Source organism: Paenibacillus phoenicis, from assembly GCF_034718895.1.
Classification (GTDB): Bacteria; Bacillota; Bacilli; order Paenibacillales; family Paenibacillaceae; genus Fontibacillus; species Fontibacillus phoenicis.
The window spans coordinates 4,376,325-4,392,756 of the sequence record NZ_JAYERP010000001.1 but is presented as its reverse complement, the minus strand read 5'-3'; the positions used below and the strand labels follow the sequence as shown (position 1 = coordinate 4,392,756).

The window sequence follows — 16,432 nt, the reverse complement described above, 5'->3', positions numbered from 1 at the left end:
ACCTTTTTATGCAAAAAAATCAATTTTTTTATAAGCCTCCCTTATAGCCGGTACAGGCTGCGGCATGGGTTGCGGACCTCCCTTCCAGACAATGCAAAACACCCGAAGACCGGCAAAATGCAGGCCTTCGGGTGTCTGGATCGGATCCTTCGTCCGCTTGGATATGAGATGAAGCTTCTGATTCACATGGAACCTGCCGGCTGCTTACCCACGGCAAAGTCTGCCGGCAGCGGTTCAATGCAGGAGGGTTTGCTGATACTCAAGCTATGCTCCGCAGGCGTCAGACTGCCGCTCTCGGGATCACGCCGCAAGGCGACGATATTGCCGCTGTACTGATTCGCCACCAGCACATAGTCGTCCAGGACGGCGAAGTTCCGCGGCCAGCTGCCCCCCACACTCGTCCATTCCGGGTCCTCGAGGCGACCGGTGTGCCGATCGATGCGGAAACGGACAATGCTGTCATGTCCGCGGTTGGAGCCGTATACGTAACGTCCGTCCGGCGAGAAGTGAATATCGGCCGGATAGTTTTCCCCGCGGAAATCATCCGGCAGGGAGCTGACGTGCTGGATCGCCTCAAGCCGCCCCTCCACCGGATCGAAAGTATATGCCGTCATCGTATTGTTCAACTCGTTCATGCCGTAAGCAAACCGTTCCGACGGATGGAGCACGAAATGCCGTGGACCTGTCCCCGGCGGCAAATGGGTTACCCCGTGCTTTACTAGCCGTCCGCACTCCAACCGATAGATCACTATCTGGTCGGTTCCCAGGTCAGAGACGAAGGCGAACCGTCCATCATGGCTAGGCACAATGCTGTGAGCATGAGCCGATTCCTGGCGCTCCTGGTTTACACTACTTCCCTCATGGCAAATCAGGGCCGTCATTTCTCCTAACGACCCATCCGCTTCCAGTGCAAAGGCATTCACATGCCCGCTGGAATAGTTGGCGACCAGCAAAAACGGATCCCGCCCACATTTCAAAGCCAGATGGCACGGGTCGGCCCCATGCGTTGCCCGTTCGCTGTGCAACATCGTCAGCTTCCCATCCTTAGGATCAACCGCAAATCCAGCAACCTGCCCTTCGGTCTGTTCACTTACCGCATACAATCGCATACCCTTCGCATCGAAGGTCACAAAGGAAGGGTTGGTGAGGCCCGCAGTCTCGTGGATAACCCGCATCTCGCCGGTATCCCTCTGCAGCTCGCAGAGATAAATTCCTGGCTCCCCGCGATCAGCATAAGAACCCACAAAAAAGTGCCAATTCGGTCCAGCTTCCTTGCTCACCGATTTCTCTTCCTTCTCTTTCTCAAATTCATCCAGCATCTGCTTCACTTCAGACAACGGAAGCCGATCAAAAAACATCTCCACCTGTTTCTCTGCCCCGCTGTAGATCTGGTTCATCACGGCAGGGATGTTCGAGGAGATATTACAGGAAGAGTGTTCGCTGCCGGAACACCAGTTGGGATGCAGCGATCCTTGAGCGAAGATGCGGTACAAATCGCCGAGAGTAACCTGCGAAAGCTCGCACTTTAGCAAGTACCCGCCGCGGGCCCCTTCCTTCGTCGTCACCAGGTCGTGGCGGCGAAGCAGGCTGAGCACCTTACGTACACGGGCCGGATGGGTCGCGACGCTGCAGGCGATCTGTTCGCTATTGGCCATGCGATCCTCCTTGGAATCTAAATACAACAAGCAATGGACGGCGACCGTTAATTCGCTATTCATCTTCCTTCTTCCCCTTCCCTTACCAAGTTTGAAACAAGTGCAGACGAGTATGTTATAATGTTCTCGCGAATCGCTATTCGCTAGTCACTTTATTCCATTTCGCTAAATACTCAATATATACATACTATATACTTACAGAAAGGGAACCTCTATGAACCTAATGAATCCCTCTTATATGCAAGCCGCCTTTACCGTTGGTGCAATGGCCATGGCCGTCGCTGTTCTGTTTATCCGTCTGAAAGCCAGTCGTCGGCCTGTCACGGTGAAGAAAATCATCATTCCTCCTCTAGGAATGACAACCGGCCTCTTCATGTTTGTTGTGCCGGAAACGCACATTCCTCTCCTGTGGGGCGTAATCGCCTTCGCTTTCGGTTGGCTCCTGTTCTCCTATCCGTTGATTCGGACAACCAAGTTCGAGAACATCGGCGGCGAAATTTACGCGGAACGTTCCCGCAGCTTTATCTTTATCCTGATTGGACTGCTTGTCGTCCGTCTCTTGCTGCATGAGGCCGTAGAACAATACGTCTCCGTCATGCAAACCGCGGCGCTGTTCTTCCTGCTCGCTTACGGCATGATTATTCGCTGGCGGCTGTATATGCTCAAGCAATACCGGGCAATGACCGGGAATACCGCCTCCTCATGATTCACGAAACCGTTGCAGCACCTCAAACATATTAAATTTTCTATATAGATGCAATCCTTTTATGGAGATTTTATTTTTACATCACTTTCCAATCTATCACCCGGATGAATACAACAACAGCCGTACTCGCATGAAGCGAATACGGCTGTTGTTGCTCACCGCGCTCTCCGATTCCGGCAGCAGCTTTCGCCTATGCCTTCTTGGACGACGATCTTTGATCGGAGCTTGGATTGCTCAGTTGAGGGAGCATGCGCATCCCCATGACCATCTCGGACGAGCAGAGCGGACATACGGGGCTATATTCAAAGGTGAAATTGTCCCGCATCCACCCGTTGCAGTCATCGCTAGTGCAGGTCCATACCGGCGTATTTTCCTCAGGAATTTCCTCTAACGTCTTTTTACGGTAGTTCATAAATTCCCCTCCTCTTCAAGGTGAACGTTCCAACCAGGTGAATCGATGTAATTGTTGCAGCTTTATATGTACCATCAGAAGCGGACTTCTGAAAAATTAACCTCATGAATGATCTTCGCGAAGAAAAACTGCCCTTAATGCGAGCACGCATTAAGAGCAGTTCCTAACTAACTTACAGTTTTACAACGTTCTCGGCTTGCGGGCCGCGGTTGCCTTGAACCACGTTGAATTGTACGCGTTGGCCTTCGTCGAGGGTTTTGAAGCCTTCGCCGGTGATTGCGCTGAAATGAACGAATACGTCATTTCCGCCTTCCACTTCGATGAAGCCAAAACCTTTCTCAGCGTTAAACCATTTCACTGTTCCGGTTTCCATGGGGAATACCTCCTGTTTCAAGATTAACATGATTCATTTTTTTAACAGAAGTCGCTCAATAAAGGCTGACCCTTATTGAACATGCACCACTTGTATAAAAAAAATTCACACATTGAAAAAAGTTCCAGTTTTATAAAGTGACACCCTTTTCAATGCGTGAATGATATCCTCTTTCAAAACCATGATTTGAACTCATTATATCCTTTTGCCAGATAAAAAGCAAATCCCCTGGTTTTTGCAAGCTGGTCCGGAAAGACTGGACAAATCCAGTTGGCGAAAACTATAATGACAGATGTAATCTGCAGTCATATTGTTCAGGGGTGCTGGAATTGGCCGGCTGAGAGTGTATCCCTCCAAGATACTGACCCTTCAACCTGATCTGGATAATGCCAGCGTAGGGAGCCATACCATGGTGATGAACTTATTTTACATGTCATTTCCATTGCCTATTGCGTCCCGGATCCGGGACGTTTTTTTGTATCCGGAAGTTGGAAGTTACGCTTAAGGACGCACATCCAGGGTTATACCAAGAACAAGCTGCGGAAATCTACACCAACGAAGGAGAGTAGAAGTCGTGAAAGTTCAAGTACGTACCGCACTGGCCATGTTTCTCGGTTGCTTGCTGCTGATATTGTCCGCCTGCGGCGGAGCGAATGGGAACAGCGCCGGGAAGGCGAAAGCCGGAAACCCAAGCGGGCAAAATACCGAAGCCGCCGCACCAAATCAAGGTTCTAACACAGAGCTGCAAGATGTTAAAGTCGTGCTCGACTGGAGCCCGAATACGAACCACACCGGGCTTTACGTCGCCAAGGATCAAGGCTATTTCGCCGAGGAAGGGCTGAATGTGGACATCCTCCTGCCCGGTTCCGGCGGTGCTGAGGCGATGGTTGCCTCCGGAGAGGTGCCGTTTGGCGTCAGCGTGCAGGAGAACGTAACTCAAAGCCGGATCCAAGGCGTCCCGCTCGTCTCGATTGCCGCGATCATTCAGCACAATACGTCCGGCTTCGCTGCCCCCGTAGACAAGAATATTAAATCGCCTAAAGACTTCGAAGGCAAAGCCTACGGCGGCTGGGGCTCTCCGGTGGAACAAGCGGTGATCCAATCGATCATGGACCTGCAAGGCGCTGATGTCAACAAGGTGAAATTCGTTAATATCGGGGATGCCGATTATTTTACGGCAGTGAAGCGGGATATTGATTTTGCCTGGATTTTCTACGCCTGGACAGGCATTGAGGCCGAGCTGCGGGGCGAGCCGATCGACATGCTGTATGTCAAGGATTTCTCCGAGAAGCTGGACTACTACACCCCGGTACTCGTGACAAACGAGAAGACGGTCAAGGACAACCCCGAGCTGGTAAAGGCTTTTATGCGGGCCGTGTCTAAAGGTTACAATTATGCGATCGACCATCCGGAAGAAGCGGCGCAGATCCTGTTGAAAGCCGTACCGGAGCTCGACAAGGACCTGGTGGTGGCCAGTCAAAAATGGCTGAGCCCGAAATACAAGGACGATGCTCCGCGCTGGGGCGAGCAGAAGAAAGAAGTGTGGCAGAACTACTCCGATTGGATGTTTGATCGCAAGCTGCTGGAAAAACCGCTTGACGTAGATGCCGCTTTTACCAACGAGTTTTTGCCAAGCGAATAATTTACTATACTTTAACCCAATGATGCCAAATCCCTATTCGAAAGGATGAACCCACCCATGCCAAACGCGTTATTAAGCATTCAGATCATTCCGAAGACACCCAACGGCGAAGACGTCATTCCCTATGTAGACCGGGCCATTGAAGTGATTCAAGCATCCGGGGTCAAATATCAGGTGAACCCCCTGGAGACGACCATGGAGGGGGATCTCGACGAGCTGCTGGCCATCGTGAAGAAAATGAACGAAGCCGTCATTGAGTTCGGCAGTACGGGCATCATTTCGCAAATTAAAATTTCGTACAATCCCAAAGGCGTCAGCATGGATAAGCTGATTGAAAAATATCGGCCATGAATCTCCGCAGCCTTTGGCACAACATCTGGCCGCCCCTCGTGGCGGTCATCTTGTTTTTGCTGATCTGGCAGGGCGCTACCGCCTGGTTCCACATCGAGAAGTGGATTCTCCCCAGCCCGGTGGATATCGGTCGTGAAGCGGCTGCCGGTGCGGCCAGCTTAGGGGAACACACGGCGGCGACGCTGCGGCTGATGTTTATCGGCTTTGCCATCGGGACGCTCGTAGGCTTGCTGACGGCGTTTGTCCTGCATTATGTCCCGTTTCTGAAGGCGTCGCTATATCCGCTGATCATCCTAAGTCAAAACGTGCCAACCATTGCGCTGGCGCCGCTGCTGATGATCTGGTTTGGATTTGGCATCCTGCCGAAGATTATCGTCATTACGCTCGTCTGCTTCTTCCCTGTCGCCGTGGCGGCCATGGACGGACTGAGCCGCACGGATCGGGCGATGCTCGATTATATGCGAATGATCGGTGCGTCCAAGGCGGATATTTTCCGCAAGCTGGAGGTGCCCTACGCGATCCCTTCGATCATGTCCGGGGTGAAAATCGCCGCAACGTACAGCGTCATGGGGGCGGTCATTGCCGAGTGGATCGGCGCGGACAAGGGCATCGGCTACTATATGATGCTGCAGAAGGCGTCGTTCCGCACGGATAAGATCTTTGTCGCCATCGCCATCATCGTGGCGATCAGCCTCGCGATGTTCGCCTGCGTCGCTTTGTTGGAAAAATGGCTTGTCCGCTATAAACCGGCGAACGACCGGAGATAGGGCAGCTTACGGAAAGGAAGGCTTGGTTCATGAGCGAAGCATCAACGCATAGAGATAACGCCATCCCCGCGCTGGAGGTCCGGCAGATCCATAAAACGTTCCGCGACCGACGCCGGGAGGTCCCGGTCCTTCAAGACATTTCGCTGCGGGTGCCGGCCGGCGAATTCGTGTCGATCATCGGCCCATCCGGCTGCGGCAAAAGCACGCTGTTTCACGTCATCGGCGGCCTGACTGCGCCGGATCAAGGCGAAGTGCTCCTTCAGGGACGCCCAGTCACCGGCCAGCGCGGACATATCAGTTACGTGCCGCAGCAGCCGGCGTTATTCCCTTGGCGGACGATCGAGGAGAACGTCGTGCTGGCGCAGGAAATCGCCGAGGCCGGAAGCCGGAGCTCCCGTGCGGACATCCAGCACTGGCTCCAAAAAGCCGGGTTAAGCGGGTTTGAACGGGCTTATCCCCATATGTTATCCGGCGGCATGCAGCAGCGAGCTTCGTTCCTGCGGGGCCTGCTCGCCCCCCAGGAAGTGATGTGCCTGGACGAGCCGTTTAGTGCGCTGGACGCCTTAACGCGCAGCGAAATGCAGCGCTGGCTGCTGGACATTTGGGAAGAGAATAAGCGCTCCGTCCTGATGATTACGCACAGCATCGAGGAGGCACTGATGCTCTCGGACACGATTGTTTTATTTTCAAACCGGCCAGCCCGTGTGCTGCATACCATTCAGGTGCCGTTTCCCCGGCCGCGGCGCGAGGAAATGACGGAGGATCCCGATTTTATGCGATTAAAACGGGAGATTGCGGCCATGATGGCGGCGGAACAACGCAAAACAGCAGCAGGAGGAGTCTGAATCAGACTTCCTCCTGCTGCTAGAAATCCATCGCAACCTCAGTAACCTCCACCTGATCCACATCCAGCATCAGTTCGACCCAGCGTTGCAGATGCTTGGCTTCCCCTGCAAAGGCGATCAGCCAGGTCACCGATTCGATGGATTCTAAAGGTTCCGCCGGATCTGAGAGATTCGGCGTCCGGTCCAGCACCTGCTCATAGGCGCTTAACTTCATGTCAATCAGCCGGAATCGCTCCAGCTTCTGTGTACAATCGGGAATTAAGGTCACGCGCAGGTAGAGCAAAGTCCTCCCTATCCGGTTGGCTTCCTCCAGTTCCTCCGGAGTAACGGGACGGCTCCAGGACCTTTTTTCCATGTCCATTCCCCCTGATATCCGCTGATTACATAATGGAGTAAATATTCAGCATTTCATCGGAAAGCTCCATTAACGCATCCACTACTTCCGGATCGAATTGGGTCTCACGATGTTGGTGCAATTCCAGCTTGGCTTCAGCCATAGTCAGCTTCCGTTCCCGGTAATGCCGGTCCGATGTCATCGAATCGAAGGCGTCAACCACCGCGCAAATTCTCGCCTTATAGGGGATTTGCTTCCCCTTCAGCCCATCCGGGTACCCCGCCCCGTCCCAACGCTCATGATGCCAGCGGACGATATCCGCAATGCCCGGTCCAAACGCAGGATCCGCTTCTACCAGCTCTGCCCCGATGACCGGATGCAGCTTAATGATCCTCCACTGTATCTCCGTCAGCGGCTCCTGCTGCTCAATGATCGCGCGGGGGATCATCGTTTTGCCGATATCATGCATAAAGCACCCGCGGACCAGCATGTCCTTCTCAGCTCCGGTGATCTTCAGCGGCTCGGCGATTTTCTCTGCCAGCATAGCAACCCGTATACTATGGTGATAGGTTTCCGGATGTTTGCGCACAAGCAGGTTAAACCACTTCACGGCTTCCGGGCTATAGTCCATGTACCAATCGTCGACGAACTCATTAAAAACAGTCAACCGTTCTGCCCCCTAAAAAACCTGTGTCGTCATTCGTCTCTCCCGTCTCGGAGTCGACGTTCCTTATTTCCCGAAAGAAAAAAGTTATTTTGGCTAATAATTTGCTTAATCCCCGTTAAATTTTAACGCTTTTTACCCGATGATGATTCAGAGCAAACGGATGAAAAACAGACCATGTCGTACAATAACAATTATGCGACAACCCTAGGTAAAAACTGGTCGAAATTTGGCAAGGTTTGTAATTAACCCTTGTTACATTATAGGACAAAAGAGCGATTTTTGCATTATTTTCGACACAAAAAATAGATAAATAGCACTAAAAAAATAGAAAAATCACATAAATTCCATCAAACAGTCCTGTACGAAGTCAGGAGCCGCCTTCTTTATTTGCTCGACGGTGTGCAGATAGCGCTGGGTCGTGTTGATATGGGAGTGCCCCAAGCTTTCCTGAACCTGCTGCAGCGAGGCGCCCTGCAACAATGCCAGCGTCGCGTTGGTATGTCTTAACCAGTGGGGGGTCGGCTGCTTCTGAATTCCGCTCGCAATGCCTGCTTGTTTAATGATTCGTTCGATTTGCCGCGGCGTAATTGCAAACAGCTTCAACTCCGGATCCGGTTCATGCCCCTTCGCCAATCTGCGTGCATGCTCCTGGTACATGTTCCAGAGCTCTCGCGGAATTTTGACCTCGCGTGTTTTTCCGCGTTTTGCGTGGGATACGGTGAGCCATATGGATGTCTCCAGCATATCGGCATGAAAGTCCTTCCACTTGATGCCGCATAACTCGGACACGCGAAGGCCCAACAGCACCAGAGACAGGCCGATCAAGTAATTTCTCAGGCTCTGGCGCCGCAACGCCTCCAGCAGCTTGCCGACCTCGTTGCGGGTAAGATAATGTCTGCGGCTCGTTACGGCAATGGCCGGGATACGGACATTTTGCGCCGGATTATGATCGAAAAAGCCGATGCTGCTGTCGCTTCCCCATTTATAAAACGACTTCAGAGGCGCGATAAATGCAGCCACACTGGCCGGAGCAAGCGGTTTTTGGCCATCGCGGTAGAAGCCCTTCGTGAGGTAGATTTTATAAGCTTCGATTTCCCTCCAAGTCACATCCCGAAAACGCATTCCCGAAAGGAATTGCCTGAAATGCTCCAGGGCCCTAAAATAGTTTCTGCGGGTATTTGGCGCTTTGGCGCATGCCGTCAGGAACATTTGAATGATCTGTTCGTCCTGATAATCCTGTGTGACAGATAAATGGAACGGAAATTGCTGGGCTACAGCGGACAAATAATTAGTACCCATATTATGTAGTGGACCTCCTGTTGACTTTAATTTTTGTCGCATAATTGTTATTGTACGACATGCCCGGTTTCGCAGTAAGATTTAACCTTTTACATGATGGGCATTCTCTAACCAAAAAACGAAGAAATCCCGTGGCATCCGCTGAAACCTACCTAAAAACAGGTATAATGAGTACAAGCGGTTAACCTGTTTCTGGAAAGGGTCTGGTGAGATGTCCCACAATCTTCTTCGCGGTTTACCGAAGGGAATCCAACTCCCGTTCATTGATGCCCATATTCATATAGACCTTTACGACGAAGATACCCGTGAACGCCTGCTGCAGGAACTGCCGGGCTGCGGAGTGGAAGCCGTCATTGCCGTTTCGATGCATTTAGCCTCCTGCAAGCTGAACAACGCTTTGGCGGAGCGCTATCCGAACCTGGTGCGCCCGGCATTCGGATTCCACCCCGAGCAGCCTATCCCTGAGGATCGGGAGATCGATCTCCTGCTGAATTGGATCAAGCAGCATGCCGAGGATATGATTGCCGTTGGTGAAGTCGGGCTTCCATATTATGCGCGGCAAGAAGCTCTCCAGCAAGGAAAGGGCTTTGAGCTTGAGCCCTACGTGGACCTGCTGGAGAAGTTTGTGATGCTTGCCAAGGCGTTAGACAAACCGATTGTGATGCATGCGGTATACGAGGACGCCGAGCTTGCCTGCGACCTGCTGGAACGCCACGGCGTCACCAAAGCACATTTCCACTGGTTCAAGGGAGCCGAATCCACAGTGCGCCGCATGGCGGATCGCGGTTATGCGATCTCTTTTACGCCGGATATCGTCTACGAATCGAAAATCCAAGACCTCGCCCGGCGCTATCCTCCCGAGCAGGTGATGGCCGAAACGGACGGGCCTTGGCCGTTTGAAGGACCGTTTGCCGGTCAGATCACCCACCCGCGCATGACCCGTCACGTCGCCTTGGCCTGGGCGAATCTTCTGGGCATCTCTCCGGAAGAGGCCGCAGCGACGTTGTACCGGAACACGCGAAGTTTTTACGGATTATAACTTAACGACGAAAAACCAGCTAATGTTTGTCAACCCCAAGTGATTGGATTAATGCAAAGATACTGTTATACTATTTTTGTGCAGCACAAAGAAGCCTCCGTTGGCGCGGATGCTTCTGGGTAAATTTGGTATTATGCTTTGTAGGGCTTGCCCTCTTTCCTTACACCATTTCCACCATACTCAGCAAAGCCGTCTGTTGTGCTTTGCTTGACTTGCTTAGAGACGGTAACGCCTGAATCTTCTCTTGAATCTTCTCTGCCTTTGTCTGAATCCAAGCCTTGCTGTGTGACGATCCTGCCGTTTCCCGAATCGTTTCTACCGTGATACTGTTTCCATACGGCTTATTTCGATCTGTAAACGCTTGGAGCACACTTGTCCCTTTCGACACATCCAATCCAATAACCGGTCTCATGTCATCTCCTCCTGAATAATAGCCGGCACTCCCACGATGGTTCCAATCTCACAGCTTCGCTTGTGATTCGAGGTCCGATGCCTCAACCAGCTCAAACATGGTCATTGGGGGTAGTGGGAGAACAGTTTTTGTGACGGGATCATTGCCCCTAAAAGCCGCACGTTCTCCCGGCTACCGCCATCTGACAGCGCCTAAGAAAAAAGGCCAACCAGAAATTTCTGGTTGACCTAATAATACGAAAAAGCTGTCCCCGGGTACGACCCGATTAGGACAGCTTTTTTTGCCATTATTTCAAGGTAAAGCCGCGCTTCTCTAAAAATTCGCGCATATGCAGCCGCGCCGGCTGTGCCAGCTTCTCGGCCATGAGCTCCGACCAAGGGGTATCCTTCGCCCCTCCGGTCCGTTCACGCAGATACTTGGACATGACCTCGTCATAGGCCGCCACCTGTTCCTCTTGCCCGGCGGTATCATATTGGTTCCAGTGCAGAACTGCCGGCAGCGGAAGCCGTGGACGCACCCCTGGATTTTGATCCGGATAGCCGAGACACATCCCGAATACAGGATACGAAAGGTGCGGAAGGCCCAGGAGATCCGCCACCTCCTCGCTATGGTTGCGGATACCGCCGATATACACGATGCCAAGGCCCAGTGATTCTGCGGCTATGGCGGCATTTTGCGCTGCCAGCGCCGTATCGACCGTAGCTACAATAAAGTTCTCCGTCGTGCCTTCATAAGTCGTTTCCGAAGGAAGATGCCGCTCCGCTGCCCGTTTGAGTCTTGACAAATCTGCGCACCAGACTAGGAAAACAGGACACTCCGCCACATAAGCCTGATTCCCGCAAAGCTCGGCCAGCTTCGCTTTCCGATCCGCGTCCGTCACGGCAATCACGGTATAGGCTTGTACATTGCTGGAACTGGAGGCCATTTGGCCTGCGGATATGATTTGTTCCACCAGCTCTCGGGTCACCGGACGATCGCTGTATTTACGAATGGAACGGTGCTCCAGCATTTTGGATATCGTCTCGTTCATCTCCTCACTCCTATCCCTTGCTTTATGTTATTCCTAATTATGGAACTTTCCCCAACAGGAAGCAAGCCGCTTGCATCCCAGTGTCATACTGAGCTTCAAGGCTCCCCGCCGCCCTACTTCAAGTGATCAGCGACCACGGCACCGATCATATATAACGCCATCCCCCAGACGATAAGCGCAGACAATCGATTGATCCCCTGGAGCAGTTGACCTCCCCGGTCCAAGCTTCCGAGTGTTTTGCCTGCCCATGCCAATCCGAAAAACCAGACCCACGACACCAGAATCGCAGCCAGCGTAAACGCCCCTTTCGCCCCGCCGGTATAATCCAGAGAGCTTGTCCCGATCACGCCAACCGTATCCAGAATCGCATGGGGATTCAAAAACGTCACCGACAATGCAAACACCACCTGCTGTTTAGCTGGCAGCCCGGATGGCCCGGCGGAAGACGGTTTGGACACGTCCCTCCAGATGGTCCAGCCAATGTATAGCATAAAGACGGCGCCTGCCGCAAAGAGTACGGTTTTCAGCCAAGTCCATGACAAGACCAGCACCGAGACCCCCAACACAGCTAGCAAAATCAATATCGTATCGCCCAAAGCGGCGGTCAGAACAGCCGGCAAGGCCCGGCGGAGCTTTCGTCCGGCAGCCCCCTGGTTAAACACAAACACATTCTGCACGCCTAATGGCAAAATAAGTCCAACCGCCAGAAAGAACCCATGAATCGCAGCACTAAACATCTCTCTCCCCCTCTGATCTCTGTCTCGAACCCTATTGTACCCGCCCCCTCCCGATTTAGCTCCATCCATTTGGATGGATCAGAAACCAACCAAACGATATAATAGGGGAAAATAACGTCGTTCGCGCAAAAAATCTACAGTTCTGCAGATAGGGGGTATTCCGCATGAATCATTCGACCTGGCGTCCCAGCCGAAATTCGCCCATTCCGCTCCATCGCCAAATCATGGAGCATCTTTGTGATCGAATCGCCAGCGGCGAATGGCCGGTGGGGACACGCATCCCGTCCCAGCGGGAGCTGGCCGCGCGGTTTGGCGTCAACCGCAGCACAGTCGTCGCCGCGCTGGACGAGCTGATCGCAGCCGGGCTGCTTCAGGGCGACCGGGGCGGCGGCACCCGCGTCGTTAACCGGACCTGGGGCGTGCTGACCGCCTCCCCGCCGCCCGATTGGAACGAATACGTCAGCTCCGGCGTGCAGTACCCTAATTTGCCTGCCGTGCAGGAGATTAACCGGGCTGAGTTCCAGCCCGGCATTTTGCGACTCGGCACCGGCGAGATGGGCCCGGACCTGCTGCCGCAATCCGAAATGGCCGAGCTGTTGGGTCGGATGGCCACCAATGTCACAAACCTGGGCTATGGCGAGCCCAACGGGGACCTGCGGCTCCGGGAGGCCATCGCCGCCCGGCTGAGCCTCCAAGGCATCACCGTATCGCCGGCTTCGCTGCTGATAATCTCCGGCGCCTTGCAGGCGCTCCAGCTCATTGCCGTCGGCCTGCTCCCCCAGGGCTCGACGGTACTGACCGAACGACCGTCGTATCTGTATTCGGTTCCCGTTTTTCAGAGCGCCGGAATGAAGCTGCGCGGTGTCCCGATGGATGAACAAGGCCTGCGCGCCGACCTGGTTTCTGTGTACGCCAAGCAATATGCGGGCGCATTGCTGTATACCATTCCGACCTTCCATAATCCAAGCGGAACGGTTATGAGCGAAGCGCGGCGACGTCAGCTGCTGGACGTCTGCGAGGCAGCCCGTTTCCCCCTCGTTGAAGATGATGTCTACCGCGAGTTGTGGCTGGACGCCCCGCCGCCCCTGCCGCTGAAGGCTCATGACGCCAGCGGCAGCGTACTGTATCTGGGCAGCTTGTCCAAATCCCTCAGCCCCGGCCTGCGGATTGGCTGGATTGCCGGACCGCAGCCCGTCATCGAGCGGCTTGCAGACATCAAGATGCAAAGCGATTACGGCTCTAGCGCCCTCTCGCAACAGATGGCAGCGGAATGGCTGGAAAGCGGCAGCTACGACCGCCATCTTGAACGGCTGCGGGCGGCGCTCCGCCTGCGGCGAGAGGCGGCGGTGGACGCGTTGGAGCGGTATTTTCGCGATATCGCGGACTGGAAGGTGCCGCAGGGAGGGTTTTACATCTGGCTGAACCTGCACAACTCCCCCTCCCCGCGCAAAATATTTGACGCCGCCCTAAAAGCCGGCCTTCTGATCAACCCCGGCCACCTGTACAACCGCGCCTCCGGCAGCCACCTGCGCCTCTCCTACGCCTACGCCACCGCCGAAGAACTGACGGAAGGCATCGCCCGTCTAAGCGAAATCGTACGCTCCTTGGATTAAGCCCATGAAACATCGCACTACGGTACAGGCGCCCCCTTCTAGGCAGGAGGTGGATCACAGACGTTCGGGGACGTCTACACTATATCCAGAGCTACGCTGGGGACGAAGCTAATGGTGCGGGCAGCCTGGACTGCCTGGATAGCCCGCACCTGGCGGCGGTACCGTCAGCCCCTATTGCGAGTACGACGGGACGGGCTAAACCTGCCGGTCGTGCTCTGATCAGCTAAGGCCAGGCTGTCCCTGTCTGTTGCACCCCGACTGCTACGGTACGGGCGTTCCTGTCTGTCGCACCCTGACAGCTAAGATACGGCCGTCCCCGCCTATCTTGCCCTGGATCAGCAGCGATTCCAGTTGTCCACGCATAATCCCGTTTGATCAGCCGCGGTTCCACTTGCACACGCCTATCCCGTTCGATCAGCTGAAGTTCCACTTACCCAACGCCTATCCCGTTTGATCAGCTGAAGTTCCACTTACCCACGCCTATCCCGTTTAATCATCTGCGATTCCACTTGCACACGCCTATCCCGTTCGATCAGCCGCGAGGCCGTCTCGCTTCCAACCTCATTCCCTCCCCATTCCATCCCATAAGACACCATCCTCATCTCCATCCTCATCTCCATCCTCATCTCCATCCTCATCTCCATCCTCATCTCCATCCTCATCTTCACTCCCATCCAAGCTTCAATTGGTTCACACAGTTCTGCTCCATCGATAACTATTCTATCTGAGCGAAGGGGATAATCATGTAAAAGCCCCCGGCAGAGAATATCGCCGCCTAATATTTACATTATTTTGCAAAAGTGATATCATATAAATATCAATTTAATATGTGAAGGAGTGTCACTTTATATGAAAGAAAAAGAAATTTCGTGCCTAAACGGTTTTGTTGCCCTGTTGTTCATTTTCGGATTTATTGCGTTGGGGACATTTCTCGTCACGTTAAACGATGTCGTTCCCGTGGCCGGCGGTGTGCTCTCCTTCGTCATCGCCTTCGTGCTCTTGACCGGGCTGACGATCGTACAGCCAAACCAATCGGCTGTCGTCACCTTCTTCGGCCGTTACCTCGGCGTGATCCGCAAGAGCGGCTTCTATCTTGCCATCCCGTTCTCAACTCGCAAAAAAGTTTCGCTGCGCGTTCGCAACTTCAACAGCGCCAAACTGAAAGTCAATGATGTCAAAGGGAACCCGATCGAAATCGCCACTGTTGTCGTGTTTTCGGTGGTCGACTCCGCCAAAGCGCTATTTGAAGTGGATGAATACGAAACCTTCGTGGAAATTCAGAGCGAAGCTGCACTGCGCCACGTCGCCAGCAAATATCCGTACGACCAATTGGACGATTCCGACACCGGCTTCTCCCTGCGCGCCAATACGGAAGAGATTGCGTTGGAGCTCACCAGCGAATTGCAGAACCGTCTGGCCATCGCCGGCGTTAAGGTCATTGAGTCGCGTTTGACGCATCTGGCCTACTCGACCGAAATCGCAAGCGCGATGCTGCAACGCCAACAAGCCGAAGCGATCATTGCGGCTCGCGAGAAAATCGTCGACGGCGCCGTCACCATGGTTCAAATGGCGATCGAACGGCTGCAGGCCGGTCAAGTTGTCGAGCTGGATGACGAACGTAAAGCCGCGATGATTAACAACCTGCTCGTCGCTGTCGTATCCGACCGTTCCGCCCAGCCGGTCATCAATACTAGCACGTTGTATTAATTAGGGGCATCCATTCACGATGGCCAGCAAGAAGAGCTTCCCACTTCGCCTTGACCCGACTCTTTATCAGGCTTTGGAACGCTGGGCAGCGGATGAATTCCGAAGCGTGAATGGGCATATCGAATACCTGCTGCGAGAAGCATTGCGCCGCGAGGGAAGACTGCCTTCCACCCGGGCGCCGGGCAAGGAGGAAGAGAAGCATGACGCAGACGACAGTAAAAAGTAAACCGTGGTGGGAACCGAAGTCGACAGCCCTGCTGAAAGAGTATGCCAGAACCTCTGGAGGGACTTACGCCGCAGGAACGTTCAGGAACTGGAAGTATAAGGGGCAGCATGTCCGTCTGCCGCTTTCCCCACGCTTCGGATCCTGTAAGGTGACGATCACCGACCCGAATAACGACACCTCCGGTAACGAGTACGCGATCACCGTGAAATACAGCTACCGGCCGCGCCGTAAGCTGGAGTTCGTGTTATTTTCGGCCAAACGACATGTCTTGGCCTGGTTTACCTGGGGGCTCCGGGAAGCCTCACTCCCAAACTCCGCAATGAATAAGAAGTTTCAAGCAAAAGCTTCCCATCCCAGTCTGCTGCGATCGGTATTGAAGTACGAAGGGATCGAAGAGTTGCTGAACCTTCATTCCAAGATCCATGTACGGCTGCGGATCAAGAACGGACGTGCCACTTTGACCTGTACGGAGAAATTAAAGAAGCCCGACGTGCCAGCCATTACGGCAACCGTCGAACTCATGAAGAAGCTGCTTCTCGCCCTGGAGGATCAAGGCATTATCGGGGATCCCCTCACCCATCCAAAAAAATAGAATCTACATCAAAAAAACGAGCCTT

General features: G+C 53.7%; 20 protein-coding genes and 1 riboswitch. Of the genes, 10 read left to right on the top strand and 10 right to left on the bottom strand.

The window, feature by feature from the left end:
* Positions 1–182: 182 nt before the first annotated feature.
* Positions 183–1,718, bottom strand: coding sequence for a beta-propeller fold lactonase family protein (locus U9M73_RS20540; protein ID WP_323078906.1), 1,536 nt, complete (start codon positions 1,716–1,718; stop codon positions 183–185).
* Between the two features lie 151 nt (positions 1,719–1,869).
* On the opposite strand from U9M73_RS20540, the gene U9M73_RS20535 reads away from it, so the two are divergent.
* On the top strand, positions 1,870–2,361 hold the full coding sequence (locus U9M73_RS20535) for a CcdC family protein (protein WP_009223995.1): 492 nt from the start codon (positions 1,870–1,872) through the stop codon (positions 2,359–2,361).
* Between the two features lie 190 nt (positions 2,362–2,551).
* Here the strand turns inward: U9M73_RS20535 and U9M73_RS20530 are convergent, their stop codons facing one another.
* Entirely contained in the window at positions 2,552–2,773 is a 222-nt protein-coding gene (locus U9M73_RS20530; RefSeq protein ID WP_009223994.1) for a cold-shock protein, read from the bottom strand.
* A 172-nt stretch (positions 2,774–2,945) separates the two neighbouring features.
* Positions 2,946–3,146: a cold-shock protein gene (locus U9M73_RS20525; RefSeq protein ID WP_009223993.1), complete on the bottom strand. Its 201-nt coding sequence runs from the start codon at positions 3,144–3,146 to the stop codon at positions 2,946–2,948.
* 306 nt (positions 3,147–3,452) lie between these two features.
* Positions 3,453–3,565: riboswitch (TPP riboswitch) on the top strand.
* 185 nt (positions 3,566–3,750) lie between these two features.
* On the opposite strand from U9M73_RS20525, the gene U9M73_RS20520 reads away from it, so the two are divergent.
* Genes U9M73_RS20520 through U9M73_RS20505 form a run of 4 tightly spaced genes read left to right on the top strand, consistent with a single transcriptional unit; the run spans position 3,751 to position 6,751 of the window.
* Positions 3,751–4,788: an ABC transporter substrate-binding protein gene (locus U9M73_RS20520; RefSeq protein WP_323079178.1), complete on the top strand. Its 1,038-nt coding sequence runs from the start codon at positions 3,751–3,753 to the stop codon at positions 4,786–4,788.
* A 57-nt stretch (positions 4,789–4,845) separates the two neighbouring features.
* Entirely contained in the window at positions 4,846–5,139 is a 294-nt protein-coding gene (locus U9M73_RS20515; protein WP_009223991.1) for an MTH1187 family thiamine-binding protein, read from the top strand.
* Positions 5,136–5,906, top strand: coding sequence for an ABC transporter permease (locus U9M73_RS20510; protein ID WP_323078899.1), 771 nt, complete (start codon positions 5,136–5,138; stop codon positions 5,904–5,906). Before U9M73_RS20515 ends, U9M73_RS20510 begins: the two co-directional genes overlap by 4 nt.
* Before the next feature lie 29 nt (positions 5,907–5,935).
* Positions 5,936–6,751 (top strand): ABC transporter ATP-binding protein, encoded by an 816-nt coding sequence (locus U9M73_RS20505; protein WP_009223989.1) that lies wholly within the window; start codon positions 5,936–5,938, stop codon positions 6,749–6,751.
* 19 nt (positions 6,752–6,770) lie between these two features.
* Here U9M73_RS20505 and U9M73_RS20500 read toward each other — a convergent pair whose 3' ends face one another.
* The 3 genes from U9M73_RS20500 to U9M73_RS20490 all read right to left on the bottom strand — a co-directional run bounded on the left by U9M73_RS20500 (position 6,771) and on the right by U9M73_RS20490 (position 9,051).
* Positions 6,771–7,106 carry a hypothetical protein gene (locus U9M73_RS20500; RefSeq protein WP_036644447.1) on the bottom strand — a complete coding sequence of 112 codons (336 nt, stop codon included), beginning with the start codon at positions 7,104–7,106 and terminating at the stop codon, positions 6,771–6,773.
* Positions 7,107–7,131: 25 nt separating this feature from the next.
* Entirely contained in the window at positions 7,132–7,752 is a 621-nt protein-coding gene (locus U9M73_RS20495) for an HD-GYP domain-containing protein (protein WP_009223987.1), read from the bottom strand.
* Between the two features lie 333 nt (positions 7,753–8,085).
* Positions 8,086–9,051, bottom strand: a complete 966-nt coding sequence (locus U9M73_RS20490) for a tyrosine-type recombinase/integrase (RefSeq protein ID WP_323078898.1) — start codon at positions 9,049–9,051, stop codon at positions 8,086–8,088.
* Between the two features lie 211 nt (positions 9,052–9,262).
* On the opposite strand from U9M73_RS20490, the gene U9M73_RS20485 reads away from it, so the two are divergent.
* Positions 9,263–10,090: a TatD family hydrolase gene (locus U9M73_RS20485; protein ID WP_323078897.1), complete on the top strand. Its 828-nt coding sequence runs from the start codon at positions 9,263–9,265 to the stop codon at positions 10,088–10,090.
* A gap of 160 nt (positions 10,091–10,250) precedes the next feature.
* Here U9M73_RS20485 and U9M73_RS20480 read toward each other — a convergent pair whose 3' ends face one another.
* From U9M73_RS20480 to U9M73_RS20470, 3 genes are all read right to left on the bottom strand, one after another.
* Positions 10,251–10,502: a hypothetical protein gene (locus U9M73_RS20480; protein ID WP_323079186.1), complete on the bottom strand. Its 252-nt coding sequence runs from the start codon at positions 10,500–10,502 to the stop codon at positions 10,251–10,253.
* A 286-nt stretch (positions 10,503–10,788) separates the two neighbouring features.
* Complete coding sequence (nfsA, locus tag U9M73_RS20475; RefSeq protein ID WP_323078896.1) at positions 10,789–11,532, bottom strand: oxygen-insensitive NADPH nitroreductase; 744 nt, start codon at positions 11,530–11,532, stop codon at positions 10,789–10,791.
* A gap of 113 nt (positions 11,533–11,645) precedes the next feature.
* On the bottom strand, positions 11,646–12,269 hold the full coding sequence (locus U9M73_RS20470; RefSeq protein WP_323078895.1) for a LysE/ArgO family amino acid transporter: 624 nt from the start codon (positions 12,267–12,269) through the stop codon (positions 11,646–11,648).
* Between the two features lie 164 nt (positions 12,270–12,433).
* Here U9M73_RS20470 and U9M73_RS20465 point away from each other — a divergent pair, with 164 nt between their 5' ends.
* Entirely contained in the window at positions 12,434–13,882 is a 1,449-nt protein-coding gene (locus U9M73_RS20465; protein ID WP_323078894.1) for an aminotransferase-like domain-containing protein, read from the top strand.
* Between the two features lie 470 nt (positions 13,883–14,352).
* Here U9M73_RS20465 and U9M73_RS20460 read toward each other — a convergent pair whose 3' ends face one another.
* Positions 14,353–14,490, bottom strand: coding sequence for a hypothetical protein (locus tag U9M73_RS20460; RefSeq protein ID WP_323078892.1), 138 nt, complete (start codon positions 14,488–14,490; stop codon positions 14,353–14,355).
* A gap of 241 nt (positions 14,491–14,731) precedes the next feature.
* Between U9M73_RS20460 and U9M73_RS20455 the strand changes: the two genes are divergently transcribed.
* Genes U9M73_RS20455 through U9M73_RS20445 form a run of 3 tightly spaced genes read left to right on the top strand, consistent with a single transcriptional unit; the run spans position 14,732 to position 16,407 of the window.
* Positions 14,732–15,589, top strand: a complete 858-nt coding sequence (locus tag U9M73_RS20455) for an SPFH domain-containing protein (RefSeq protein ID WP_009223981.1) — start codon at positions 14,732–14,734, stop codon at positions 15,587–15,589.
* 19 nt (positions 15,590–15,608) lie between these two features.
* Positions 15,609–15,815: a type II toxin-antitoxin system antitoxin gene (locus U9M73_RS20450; protein ID WP_009223980.1), complete on the top strand. Its 207-nt coding sequence runs from the start codon at positions 15,609–15,611 to the stop codon at positions 15,813–15,815.
* Complete coding sequence (locus U9M73_RS20445; protein WP_323078891.1) at positions 15,790–16,407, top strand: hypothetical protein; 618 nt, start codon at positions 15,790–15,792, stop codon at positions 16,405–16,407. Before U9M73_RS20450 ends, U9M73_RS20445 begins: the two co-directional genes overlap by 26 nt.
* Positions 16,408–16,432: the final 25 nt, after the last annotated feature.